Origin of the sequence: Halodurantibacterium daqingense (assembly GCF_042666235.1) — a bacterium.
Classification (GTDB): domain Bacteria; phylum Pseudomonadota; class Alphaproteobacteria; order Rhodobacterales; family Rhodobacteraceae; genus Halodurantibacterium; species Halodurantibacterium daqingensis.
The window spans coordinates 121,774-133,752 of sequence record NZ_JBHTFQ010000004.1; the positions used below are offsets into that span (position 1 = coordinate 121,774).

10 protein-coding genes are annotated in these 11,979 nt (G+C 67.2%); 8 read left to right on the plus strand and 2 right to left on the minus strand.

Annotated features, from left to right (window positions below; all coding sequences use genetic code 11):
• Positions 1-167: 167 nt before the first annotated feature.
• The 5 genes from ACFQXB_RS08640 (at position 168) to ACFQXB_RS08660 (ending at position 6,981) form a co-directional block, all read left to right on the plus strand.
• The gene (locus ACFQXB_RS08640; RefSeq protein WP_377402208.1) at positions 168-1,742 is read left to right on the plus strand and encodes a gamma-glutamyltransferase; all 1,575 of its coding nucleotides are present in this window, start codon (positions 168-170) and stop codon (positions 1,740-1,742) included.
• The gene (locus tag ACFQXB_RS08645; RefSeq protein WP_377402211.1) at positions 1,739-3,118 is read left to right on the plus strand and encodes a M20 family metallopeptidase; all 1,380 of its coding nucleotides are present in this window, start codon (positions 1,739-1,741) and stop codon (positions 3,116-3,118) included. Before ACFQXB_RS08640 ends, ACFQXB_RS08645 begins: the two co-directional genes overlap by 4 nt.
• 39 nt (positions 3,119-3,157) lie before the next feature.
• Positions 3,158-4,225 (plus strand): GAF domain-containing protein, encoded by a 1,068-nt coding sequence (locus tag ACFQXB_RS08650; protein WP_377402214.1) that lies wholly within the window; start codon positions 3,158-3,160, stop codon positions 4,223-4,225.
• A gap of 111 nt (positions 4,226-4,336) precedes the next feature.
• A complete protein-coding gene (adh, locus tag ACFQXB_RS08655) occupies positions 4,337-5,857 on the plus strand; it encodes an aldehyde dehydrogenase (protein WP_377402217.1) in 1,521 nt (506 codons plus the stop codon).
• 134 nt (positions 5,858-5,991) lie between these two features.
• Positions 5,992-6,981 (plus strand): SDR family oxidoreductase, encoded by a 990-nt coding sequence (locus ACFQXB_RS08660; RefSeq protein ID WP_377402220.1) that lies wholly within the window; start codon positions 5,992-5,994, stop codon positions 6,979-6,981.
• On the opposite strand, the gene ACFQXB_RS08665 is transcribed toward ACFQXB_RS08660, so the two are convergent.
• Positions 6,978-7,991: a LacI family DNA-binding transcriptional regulator gene (locus ACFQXB_RS08665; RefSeq protein WP_377402223.1), complete on the minus strand. Its 1,014-nt coding sequence runs from the start codon at positions 7,989-7,991 to the stop codon at positions 6,978-6,980. The genes ACFQXB_RS08660 and ACFQXB_RS08665 overlap by 4 nt on opposite strands.
• A gap of 107 nt (positions 7,992-8,098) precedes the next feature.
• Here ACFQXB_RS08665 and ACFQXB_RS08670 point away from each other — a divergent pair, with 107 nt between their 5' ends.
• From ACFQXB_RS08670 to ACFQXB_RS08680, 3 genes are all read left to right on the plus strand, one after another.
• On the plus strand, positions 8,099-9,157 hold the full coding sequence (locus ACFQXB_RS08670) for a sugar phosphate isomerase/epimerase family protein (RefSeq protein ID WP_377402226.1): 1,059 nt from the start codon (positions 8,099-8,101) through the stop codon (positions 9,155-9,157).
• The gene (locus ACFQXB_RS08675) at positions 9,154-10,314 is read left to right on the plus strand and encodes a Gfo/Idh/MocA family protein (RefSeq protein ID WP_377402228.1); all 1,161 of its coding nucleotides are present in this window, start codon (positions 9,154-9,156) and stop codon (positions 10,312-10,314) included. Before ACFQXB_RS08670 ends, ACFQXB_RS08675 begins: the two co-directional genes overlap by 4 nt.
• 90 nt (positions 10,315-10,404) lie before the next feature.
• Complete coding sequence (locus ACFQXB_RS08680) at positions 10,405-10,623, plus strand: helix-turn-helix domain-containing protein (RefSeq protein ID WP_377402870.1); 219 nt, start codon at positions 10,405-10,407, stop codon at positions 10,621-10,623.
• Positions 10,624-10,729: 106 nt separating this feature from the next.
• On the opposite strand, the gene ACFQXB_RS08685 is transcribed toward ACFQXB_RS08680, so the two are convergent.
• Positions 10,730-11,860, minus strand: a complete 1,131-nt coding sequence (locus ACFQXB_RS08685; RefSeq protein WP_377402231.1) for an alpha/beta hydrolase — start codon at positions 11,858-11,860, stop codon at positions 10,730-10,732.
• Positions 11,861-11,979 lie beyond the last annotated feature (119 nt).

Sequence of the window (11,979 nt, forward strand, 5' to 3'; positions counted from 1 at the left end):
CAGCGCGTCAATTGGTGTTGCACCTTCGGGCAGGATGTTGCCCGGCCTGACCATCGCGCGCCACCGAAGGGAGATGGGGCAGAGGTGGTTGCAACTCCGGCCCTGCGCGTGGAAAGTCGCACAAGACTCGTGACGCCAAGCCCGTTCCAACCCAGCCGAGGATCTTCATGACCCGTTCAAGCCTGTCCCGAACCCAGATCACGCGCAAGACCGTTGTCGAAAGCCGGGGCGGCATCGTCGCGGCCCAGCATGGCCAGGCCGCCGAGGCGGGCGCCGCCGTGCTTGCTGCGGGCGGCGATGCGATGGATGCCGCCGTCGCGGTCTCCTTCGCCATGGGGGTGCTGGAGCCCTGGATGTCCGGCCCCGCCGGGGGCGGGGCGATGATGATCTGGCGCGCGGACGAAGGGCGCGCCCATGCGGTGAACTTCGGGATGCGCAGCCCTGCCGGGCTTGATCCTGCCGATTACCCGCTGGCCGGCACCGGCAAGGCGGGCGACCTGTTTCCGTGGGAGGCGGTGGTCGAAGATCGCAATATCGAAGGTGCAACGGCCATCGCGGTGCCGGGGACCGTGGACGGGATCGGCATTGCCCATGCCCGCTTTGGCCGGATGCCCTGGGCCGAGCTGTTGCAGCCGGCCATCGGCTTTGCGCGCGAGGGGCTGCATGTGGATTGGTACGCGGCGCTCATCATCGCCTCGGCCACGCGGGAACTGGCGCGCGATCCCGATGCGGCGGCCATGTTTCTTGAGGATGGCCAGTGGCCCACCATCGCCGGCTGGACGGCACTGTCGGAAAAACGCATCGCGATGCCGCAGATGGCCGACACGCTGGCAGAACTCGCTGCGGGCGGCCACCGCGCCTTTTACGACGGCGACATCGGCGCAACCCTTGCACGCGACGTGCAGGCCAAGGGCGGCTGCCTTGCGCATGACGACCTGCGCGCCTATCACGCCGCCTTCGAGGATCCGCTGAGCTTTGATCGCGGCACGGCGCGGTTCCACGTCACCCCCTTCATGACCGCAGGGCCCACCTTCCGCGACCTGTTCGCGGCGCTGCCACCGCTTGATGCCGCAGGTCCGGCGGCCTATGCCGGCTATGCGGCGGCGCTCAAATCGGCCTATGCGCAGCGGTTGGCCAGCGCGGGCGACAGTGAGAGGGCGCCGGGCTGCACCACGCATTTCTCGGTGGTGGACCGGCAAGGCAACATGGTGGCGGTCACGCAGACCCTGCTGTCCGTATTCGGCGCGCGGGTGGTGGCGCCGGGCCTTGGCATGCTGATGAACAACGGCATCATGTGGTTCGATCCCGAACAGGGCAAGCCGAACTCGCTGGGGCCGGACAAGCGCTGCCTGATGAACGTCTGTCCGGTGATCGGCGAGGCGGGGCTTGGCACTGCGGCCGAGCGGCGCTTTGCCTTCGGTGCTTCGGGCGGCCGCAAGATCCTGGGCGCGGTGGCGCAGCTCTCCAGCTTCGTGGCGGATTGCGGCCTTTCGCTGGAGGATGCCTTCCACCAGCCGCGCATCGACGTTTCGGGCGGCGAGACGGTGACGGCGGATGACAGCCTTCCGACCGAAGTGCTTGCGGCGCTGCGGGCCGAACATCCGGTGGTGACGACCCGCCGTACCGTCTTTCCCTATGCCTTTGCCTGCCCCGCCGGGGTGCTGCGGCAGGGCGAGGTGAACAGCGGCTGCACCGAGATCATGTCGCCCTGGGGCGATGCCGTCGCCGAAGGTGCGGCATGAGCCGGGATGCGGCCATTGCCGCCGCCGAACGCTATTTCGACGACGGCGGTTTTCAGGCCGAACTGGCGACGCTGGTGGCACATGAGACCGAAAGCCAGAACCCGGCGCAGGCGGCCGCCCTGCGCCGCTATCTGGACGAGGCGATGGCGCCGCGCCTGGCATCGGCGGGCTTTGTCTGCACGGTTTTTGACAACCCCGATCCGGCGGGCGGGCCGATCCTTCTGGGCGAACGGCACGAAGGCGCGGGCCTGCCGACGGTGCTCTGCTATGGTCATGGCGATGTCACCCACGGGCAGGCCGATCAGTGGCGTGCCGGCCTGCACCCTTTCCGACTGGTGGCCGAGGGCGACCGGCTTTACGGGCGGGGCAGCGCCGACAACAAGGGCCAGCACCTGATCAACATCGCCGCACTTGAAGCGGTGATCGCCACCCGCGGCAGCCTGGGCTTCAACATCAAGATCCTGATCGAGATGGCCGAGGAAACCGGCTCGCCCGGGCTTGCGGCCTTTTGCGCGGCGGAAAAGGCGCGTCTGCAGGCGGATGTGCTGATCGCGTCGGACGGGCCACGCCTGCAACCCGAGGTGCCGACGATCTTCATGGGCGCACGGGGCGGGGTGACCTTCGATCTGCGGGTCGATCTGCGCGAAGGCGCCCATCATTCGGGGAATTGGGGCGGGCTTCTGGCCGATCCCGCGATGATCCTTGCCCATGCGCTGGCCTGCATCACCGATGCGCGCGGGCAGATCCTGATCCCGGAATGGCGGCCCGACAGCCTGACTGACACGGTCCGCGCAGCACTTGCAGAGTTGCCGGTCGCGGGCGACGCCGGCCCGGCGATCGACTATAATTGGGGCGAAGAGAGCCTGAGCCCCGCTGAACGGGTGTTCGGCTGGAACGCCTTTGCGATCCTTGCGATGACAAGCGGCGTGCCCGATGCCCCGGTCAATGCCATCTCGGCCAGTGCCCGCGCCACCTGTCAGCTGCGCTATGTGGTTGGGACGGAGGCGGATCAGATCCTGCCCGCGCTGCGGCGTCACCTCGATTCGCATGGCTTCGCGCAGGTGCAGATCGTGCCGCAGGATCAGGGCGTGTTCCAGGCGACGCGGCTGGATCCGGGCCATCCCTGGGCGCAGTTTGCCGCCGCCTCTCTGACCAGAACCGCAGGGCGGGCGCCACATGTCCTGCCCAACCTGGCGGGTTCGCTGCCCAATGACTGCTTTGCCGATATTCTTGGCCTGCCGACCATCTGGATCCCCCATTCCTATCGTGGCTGTTCGCAGCACGCGCCGAACGAACATGTGCTGCTGCCGGTCTGCCGTTCGGCGCTTGCGGTGATGGCGGGGCTGTTCTGGGATCTCCCGCAGGAGGCGCCGTAGCGGCCGCCTTCGGCTCCGCTTCCATGCCATGCGATTCGCTTGCCTGATACGCCGGCCCGCGCCAAGATGGGGCATCCGCACCCCGTCCGTGATGCGGGTGCCGTCGCCGAGGAGTGGGAGGAGCTCATCGCGAACCAGGGCGGACATATCGAACGCGTGATCCGCTCGCTGTCCTCGGGCAGCGCAGCGGCGCGGTCACGGCTGGCGGCCTCGTGGCAGCGGTCGTGGCAGAAGCACGGGCTGGACCCGGCGCAGACACCGCGCCGGGCACCCGATACCGTGCGGCTGCGCGAACGGCGCGATCAGCTGGGCCCGGTTCTGGCCGTGGCGGCCCCTCGGTTGAATGAGCTGTTCGTGATGCTTGGCCAGTGCGGCTGCGGCGTGCTGCTGACCGATGCCGAGGGGGTGGTGATCGACAGCCGCTGCGCCGCGGGCGACGCCGATGTGTTCCGCAACTGGGGCCTGACCCCGGGCACCGACTGGAGCGAGGCCGCGCAGGGCACCAATGGCATCGGAACCTGCCTGGCTGAACGTCGCGCCGTGACCATACACCGGGATCAGCATTACCTGGCCGGCAATATCGGCATGAGCTGCATCGACGCGCCGATCTTCGGCCCCGATGCGGCGCTGGTGGCGGCGCTGGATGTCTCGTCCGCGCGGGCCGATCACACCGAGGGCTTCAACCGGCTGATCGAGGCGATGGTGGCCCAGGTCGCGCATCAGATCGAGTCGGAACTGTTCCGCAGCGCGTTTTCGCGCCACCGCATCCTGCTGGCCGGCACCGGCGGCGATGCCCAGAGTGCGGCGCTTCTGGCCGTTGATGATGACGATGTGGTCGTCGGCGCCACGCGCGAGGCCCGTCGCCTGCATGGGCTCGAGCTGGCAGGCACAATCCGCCCGCGCCCGATCGCCGATGTTCTGGGACGTTCGGGAACGGGCGAGGGGCTGGTCCGTGCCGAACGGGCCGCGGTGATTCGCGCGCTGACGCGCGCCGATGGCAATGTGTCACAGGCTGCGCAGGCCCTTGGCATGAGCCGCGCCACGCTTTACCGGCGGATGAAGCGGCTGGGGATCGACGATTTCCGCCCTGGGCTGTCGCGGATCTGAGACAGAACGCCGCAGCGCCCTGCCTCGCTCCGGTGACAGGCCCGTGTCTCGGCGTCACGCTGACCCTTGCCGACGGTCCGCATTGCGGCCGGGCACAGGAGGAGGATCGACATGAACGAGATGACCGAGGTTGCAGGCCGCCAGGCCTCGCCCTTCAAAAGCCGTTATGACAACTTCATCGGCGGCAGTTTCGTGCCCCCGGTGAACGGGCGCTATTTCGAGAATATCACCCCGATCACCGGCCAGGTGGTCTGCGAGGTGGCGCGGTCGGATGCCGCGGATGTGGAACGTGCGCTCGACGCCGCCCATGCCGCCAAGGCCGCCTGGGGCCGCACCCCGGCGGCCGAGCGGTCCACCACGCTGTTGCGGATCGCTGACGTGATGGAAGCGAACCTGGATCTTCTGGCGGCCGCCGAAACCTGGGACAACGGCAAGCCGATCCGCGAGACGACGGCCGCCGACATTCCGCTGGCCATCGACCACTTCCGTTACTTCGCGGGGGTCCTGCGCAGCCAGGAAGGCACGATGTCGGAGATCGATGCCGACACCGTTGCCTATCATTTCCACGAACCGCTGGGCGTGGTCGGGCAGATCATTCCGTGGAACTTCTCGATCCTGATGGCGGCGTGGAAACTGGCGCCGGCGCTGGCGGCGGGCAACTGCGTCGTGCTCAAACCCGCCGAACAGACGCCGGCAGCAATCATGGTGTTGGCCGAGCTGATCGCGCCGATGCTGCCCGGCGGCGTTCTGAACATCGTGAACGGCTATGGCGCCGAAGTGGGTGCGGCGCTGGCCCGCTCGCCGCGCATCGCCAAGATCGCCTTCACCGGCTCCACCGCGACCGGCCGCAAGATCATGCAGTATGCGACCGAGAACCTGATCCCCGTGACACTGGAACTGGGCGGCAAATCCCCCAACATCTTCTTTTCCGATGTCATGGCCGCGGATGACGCGTTTCTGGACAAGGCGGTCGAAGGGTTCGTTCTGTTTGCCTTCAACCAGGGCGAGGTCTGCACCTGCCCGTCGCGGGCGTTGATACAGGAGGATATCTACGACGCCTTCATCGAACGCGCCATTGCCCGGGTAAAGGCGATCAAGCAGGGCGATCCGCGCGATCCGGCGACGATGGTCGGCGCGCAGGCGAGCCAGGCCCAGCAGGAAAAGATCCTGTCCTATCTGCAGATCGGCCGCGAAGAGGGCGCCGAAGTGCTGGTGGGCGGTGATGCCGAGCGGATGGAAGGCGATCTTGCCCACGGCTTCTATATCCAGCCGACGATCCTCAAGGGGCACAACAGGATGCGCGTGTTCCAGGAGGAGATCTTTGGTCCCGTCGTGTCGGTCACGACCTTCCGTGACGAGGAGGAGGCGCTGCAGATCGCCAATGACACGATGTATGGCCTTGGCGCGGGGGTCTGGAGCCGCGATGCGAACCGCTGCTACCGCTTCGGCCGCGCAATCGAGGCGGGCCGGGTCTGGGTGAACAACTACCATGCCTATCCGGCCCATGCGGCCTTCGGCGGCTACAAACAGTCGGGTATCGGGCGCGAAACCCACAAGATGATGCTGGACCACTATCAGCAGACCAAGAACATGCTGGTCAGCTACAATCCCAACAAGCTGGGCTTTTTCTGACACTCCTGCGCCCTGGCCCCTGCGCCGGGGCGCAGCCTTCCGGATGCGCCGGGGCGCGTCCTGCCGGAACCTTTCCCCCCGCCGATGGTTGCCGGCTGAACCGCGCCTTCGGGCGCAGCGGATGGGGAAATTCCATGGCAGGATCCACTTCGGCACCCGTTGTCGTCATCACCGGCGCCTCAAGCGGCATCGGCCAGGCCACGGCCGAAACCTTTGCGCGCCGCGGCGCCCAGCTTGTGCTGGCCGCGCGCTCGACCGAGGCGCTGGAACGGGTGGCGCAGCGTTGCCGGGATCTGGGCGGCACCGCTATCGCCGTGCCCACGGATGTGACCGACAGCACCGCGGTGGCGGCGCTTCTGCAGCGGGCTCTCGGGGTCGCCGGGCGGATCGATGTCTGGTTCTCGAATGTCGGGGTCGGCGCGGTCGGCCGCTTTCAGGACGTTCCCCTGGAGGTGCATCGCCAGGTAGTTCAGGCCAACCTGATCGGCCATATGATCGACGCACATGCGGTCGTGCCCGTGTTCCTGCGGCAGGGGCGCGGGGTGTTCATCAGCATGAATTCGATGGGCGCCTATCTGCCAGCGCCCTATGCGGCCTCGTATACGGCGGGGAAGTTCGGGCTGCGCGGTTTCACCGCGGCGTTGCGCGCCGAACTGGCGGATCACCCGCAGATCCATATCTGCGAGGTCTATCCCCTGTTCGTGGATACCCCCGGAATCCCGCACGCGGCGAACTATACCGGACGGAAGTTGCGGATCGGTGGCACGATGAGCGATCCCTGGACGGTGGCGCGCGCGGTTGTGCGGCTGTCGCAGAAGCCACGGCCAAGCCTCACGATCGGCAGCGCCGCCTGGATCCTTCGGGCCGGGCATGTCCTGGTGCCGCAGCTTGCGGTGAACCTTGCGGCGGCTTTCATCCGCCGCGCGCTTGAGCGGGCCGAACCCGCGCCGTGCGGCAGCGGCAATGTGCTGGGACCACCGGCCCGGCCCGGCGGCGTCGAAGGTGGCTTGCGCCGCTCGGGCGGTGGCGGTGCTATCCTGCCGCTTGCGGTTCTGGCAGGGGCTGCGGCGTTCGGCCTGATCCGGACAGGCCGTTCCGGCATCGCGTCAAGGCGGCACGGCTAGGCTGGAGGACGGGCCGTGCTGTCGCGCACCAGAAGCTCGACGCCGAGGACGGTGCTCGGCTCGACCGTATCGCCCTGCATCCGTGCCAGAAGCACTTCGGCCGCCCGGCGACCAAGCCGCGCCCGGTGCTGGCGGATCGTGGTCAGCGGTGGCAGGCAATAGGCGGCAAGCCCGATATTGTCGAAACCCATGACCGACACGTCCCGCGGCACGGAAAGGCCCTGCCCGTGCAAGGCGTTGATCATGCCGAAGGCCATTTCGTCATTGTCACAGAAAACCGCCGTCGGGCGTTCCTGCATCGCGGCGATGCTGCGCCCGGCTGCGTGGCCTGAACGCATTCCGAAATCCCCGGCGAGGGGAGGGGCCGCATCAATCCCGGCCTCTGCCAGGGCCGCCACAAATCCCGCGCGCCGCGCCCGGGTCAGAGAGTTCGGCGCCGGCCCCGCCAGATGCAGGATCCGGCGATGTCCAAGCGCGATGAGGTGCTGTGCTGCCAGCCTGCCGCCCGCCTCGTTGTCCGCCAGAACGCGCGGCGCCTCCAGCCCGGGGATCCATTCGCAGGCCTGGACGACCGGCGGGCATCCGGGGCGGCTGAAAAGATCCGGTGACAGGTTGCCGTCCAGCACGATCACGCCGTCGGATCGGGAACGGTTGAGGTAAGGCGCCAGCGCCGCCGGGTCGGGGCTGTCGGGGTGGATGGACGTGTCGAGCACCAGCAGGCTCAGGCCACGGCTGCGCAAGACCTCGGAAATGCCCGAGAGGATCTCCGAAAAGAATGGATTGGCCAGCTTCGGCACAAGGGCAAGCACGCTGCCCACCTGCTGCTGCCGCAGGTTCCGGGCCATGAAGTTCAGCGTATAGCCGGTGCGGGCGATCGCGTCTTCCACCGACTTGCGCGTCGGTTCCGACACGATCCCCGGGTTCGAGATCACCCGGCTGACGGTGGCAACCGACACGCCGGCCAGCTTGGCGACGTCCTGAATGCGGGCGGGGCGGGTCTGATCGGTCACGCGGGGCTCCTTCTGCGGCGTGCAGTTAGCATGAATTGACGGTTGTAAACAATTTCATTCTGTGCATCCTTGTGTGAAACCGATTACATACCGCACGGGGGGAAGGCATGAAAACGATGAGGGGCCCGGGGCTGTTTCTGGCGCAGTTCGTCGGACCGGCGGCGCCGTTCGACAGTTTCTGCGCCATTACCCGCTGGGCGGCAGACTGTGGCTATCTGGGGGTGCAGGTGCCCTCGGGGGCAGGGGCGCTGATGGATCTGGAGCAGGCGGCCGCGTCGCAGGGTTATTGCGAGGATCTGGCCGGGCAGGCAGAGGCCAATGGCGTCTGCATCACCGAGCTTTCGGCCCATATCCAGGGGCAACTGGTTGCCGTTCATCCGGCCTATGATGCGGCTTTCGACGGCTTCGCTCCGCCGGAATTGCGCGGCAAGCCGGCGGCGCGGCAGGAATGGGCGGTGGATCAGGTACGCAAGACCATCGATGCCTCGGCGCGGCTGGGGCTTGACCGGATGGCAGCCTTCTCCGGCGCGCTTGCCTGGCCCTATGTCTATCCCTGGCCGCAGCGGCCGGCCGGCCTGATCGAGGCGGCCTTTGACGAACTCGCGGCGCGGTGGCGCCCGATCCTGGACCATGCCGAGGAAAAGGGCGTCGACATCTGCTTCGAGATCCATCCCGGCGAGGACCTGCACGACGGCATCAGCTTCGAGATGTTCCTCGATCGCCTGGACCAGCATCCCCGGGCCAGGATGCTTTACGATCCGTCGCATTATGTGCTTCAGCAACTCGACTACCTGCAGAACCTCGACATCTATGCCGAGCGGATCGGCATGTTCCACGTCAAGGATGCCGAGTTCAACCCGACCGGGCGCCAAGGCGTCTATGGCGGCTATCAGAGCTGGGTGGATCGTGCCGGCCGGTTCCGAAGCCCCGGTGACGGGCAGGTGGATTTCGGTGCCATCTTCTCGAAACTCACGACGATGGGGTTCGACGGCTGGGCGGTGGTCGAATGGGAATGTGCGCTCAAACACCCCGAGGATGGGGCGCGGGAAGGCGCAGCCTTCGTGCGCGACCATATCATTCGCGTGACCGACCGTGCCTTTGACGATTTCGCGGACGGTGGTGCCGATCATGCGGCCAACCTGCGCATGCTGGGGCTGGATCGATGACGGCGCGGCATGTCCCGCTGCGGCTCGGGATGGTGGGCGGCGGTGCCGGCGCCATGATCGGCAATGTGCATCGCATCGCGGCCCGGATGGACGGGCATTTCCAGCTGGTCGCCGGCGCGCTGTCGGCGACGCCCTCGCGGGCGATGGCCAGCGCAGCGCAGGCGGGCATTGCCGAGGATCGCAGCTATGACGATTACGAGGTGATGGCTACGGCCGAAGCCGCGCGCCCCGATGGTATCGAGGCAGTGGCGATCTGCACCCCGAACCATCTGCATTATCCGGTGGCCCGTGCCTTTCTGCGCCAGGGGATCCCGGTGATCTGCGACAAGCCCATGACCGCGACCCTTGACGAAGCGCGGGAGCTTGCCGCCCTTGTCGAGGCGACAGGGACGCTTTTCGTCCTCACGCACAACTATTCCGCCTATCCCCAGATCCGTCTGGCGCGCGAGATGGTCGCTCGCGGTGATCTTGGCCGGATCCGGCTGGTGCAGGTCGAATATGCACAGGACTGGCTGACCGAGCCGAGCGAGTCGAAACAGGCGGAATGGCGGGTGGATCCGGCGCGCGCAGGGGCCGGGGGGGCGATCGGTGATATCGGAACCCATGCCTTCCAGCTTGCGCGGTTCGTGTCCGGCCTGCGGCCCGACCGGATCGCCGCGGATCTGAGCAGCTTTGTGCCGGGGCGGCGTCTGGATGACAATGCGCATGTGTTGATGCGCTATGCCGATGGCGCGCGCGGAATGCTATGGTGTTCGCAGGTCGCACCGGGCACGGAAAACGGCCTGAGGCTTCGGATCTATGGCGACAAGGCGGGCCTCGAATGGGCGCATGAGGTGCCGGAAACCCTGTGGTTCACGCCGTTTGGCGCCCCCCGGCAGAAACTGCGTCGCGCAGGTCCCGGCACGACGGATGCCGTCGCGCGGGGCAGCCGGGTTCCGCCGGGGCATCCCGAAGGCTATCTCGAGGGTTTCGGCAATATCTATGCCGAGGCGGCAGAGGCCATCCGCGCCCGACAGGAAGGCACGCCGCCGCCGACCGACCTGGCGCTGCCGGGTATCGTCGACGGACTGGAGGGCCTGTGTTTCATTGACGCCTGCATCAGATCGCAGGCCGCGGATGGGGCATGGGTGGATCTGATGCCGGGGCCGACCGCATGAGCCCGGTCATGTAGCGCAAGAATAAACATAATCTTCATTCACGGGTTGAAACGCTCCGGTGGTGCGCGTTGTCCTGGAGCGCGACTTTTGGTGCCGGACAAGGGGTTTAGGCCTGAAAGCACACTGCGAGCAAAGATCCGCCAGAGCCACCTTTTCCGTTCGGAACGCCGCAGGATTGAACGTTGGCGGCAGGCCAATGTCACCCCTGACGAGATGGCGCACAGGCTTGGCCGGCATCGTTCGACAACCTGTCGCGAACTGCAGCGAAACCACTTCCGTGACAGCGGGATCCCGAAGCCGGGCGGCTAAGGGTGTGGGATGGCGCAGAGCTGCACGGACGGCCGACCGACTCGGCAGCCCAAGCTGATGTGTGATCCCGGGCTGCGCGACCAGGCTGAACGAACGTTGTCTCCGCTCAGCCACCGGCCCGCTCCAGCAACACCAGCGGGGCGGAGAGCGTCGCGCCGACGGCGCGGAAGATGAACGCGCCCGCCTGCCGCAGATTGTCGCCCGCCCCTGGGCGGGAGCTTTGCGACAGCTGCGGGTAAAGCGCCGCGAGGTTCACGTAACGGTCGTGGTTGAAGCCGTCGGTCGCGCCGATCTCCGAGATGTCCACGATCTGGATATGGCCCCGCTGCGCCGCCGCTCGCACGCGTGGATCATCGACGCTCAGCGCCCCGGCCCGCTGTCGATCCTGCCCGAGGATGCGCGACAGGGAAAGCGCGCGGTCATCGGGCGCGACCAGCATCAGAAGCGGTGGCGACAGGGGACCGATCACCTCGAGCTGCGCACTGAACACATCAACATCGATATCCGGCGCGGCAAGGATGACGCGCAGCCGGTCAATCGTGGTGTCTTGCCCGGACAGGCGCAGTTGACGTACCGCCTCGTTTGTCAGCCAGCCGCCCAGGCTGTGACCGAAGACCATCACCTGATCTTCGGTTTCGTTGCGCGCCAGAAGGATCAGCAGATCCGCCAGCCCGTCGCGCGAAGCGGTCGCGGCTTCGCGATCGGCCACATAGCCGGTCACCTGCCCCTGCGAGGGCCAGGCGAACAGCACCGGCACGCCCTCGATTTCCGCGTCGGCAGCGATCTGGGCAAGGCGGAACAGCGATTCCTGGAAGCTGTAGTTGAACCCATGCACGAAAACGGTCGTCTCGCCGCCGCCTCGCTGGGCCTCGGCCACCGCGCGTTCGAAACTTGCGCGGCTGTGACGTTTCTGCCCGATCGTCACGAAACTGCTCTGCGGATCGGGAATATCCTGTGGCCATTCGATCCGGCCGGGGAGGTGGCCGGGCGGAATCGAGATCTCGAACTCGGCAAAGCGCATTTCCGAGGCGCGGCTTGTTCCGAAGCCGCCCTGCCCCGGCGCGACTTCTTGCCGGGTCGTGGCAACATAGACCGTCACGCTGCGGGCGCCGGTTTCGGCAAGCGCCACCGGTTGCAGGATGCCGGGGCCGGGCCGGGCCGCGCATCCTGCGAGGATCAGAACGGCAAGAACCAGCATGGCGCGGGTGGCGGTGGGGCGGGCTCCGGGCGTCAGCACATCGATCCTCGTGGGTTGCGGCGGTTCAGGGCGCTGCCGGATGTCTAGCGCGCCAGCATCTTCCCCGGCCAGCCCCAACCGGCAGATCGGGAAGCGTGCCGCCCCGGCATCCCCGTCGG

Bases quoted from the DNA above. Each gene is read 5' to 3' on its own strand.
- adh (WP_377402217.1), top strand. From the start codon at position 4,337: ATGAACGAGATGACCGAGGTTGCAGGCCGCCAGGCCTCGCCCTTCAAA.
- ACFQXB_RS08640 (WP_377402208.1), top strand. From the start codon at position 168: ATGACCCGTTCAAGCCTGTCCCGAACCCAGATCACGCGCAAGACCGTT.
- ACFQXB_RS08675 (WP_377402228.1), top strand. From the start codon at position 9,154: ATGACGGCGCGGCATGTCCCGCTGCGGCTCGGGATGGTGGGCGGCGGT.
- ACFQXB_RS08660 (WP_377402220.1), top strand. From the start codon at position 5,992: ATGGCAGGATCCACTTCGGCACCCGTTGTCGTCATCACCGGCGCCTCA.
- ACFQXB_RS08670 (WP_377402226.1), top strand. From the start codon at position 8,099: ATGAAAACGATGAGGGGCCCGGGGCTGTTTCTGGCGCAGTTCGTCGGA.
- ACFQXB_RS08645 (WP_377402211.1), top strand. From the start codon at position 1,739: ATGAGCCGGGATGCGGCCATTGCCGCCGCCGAACGCTATTTCGACGAC.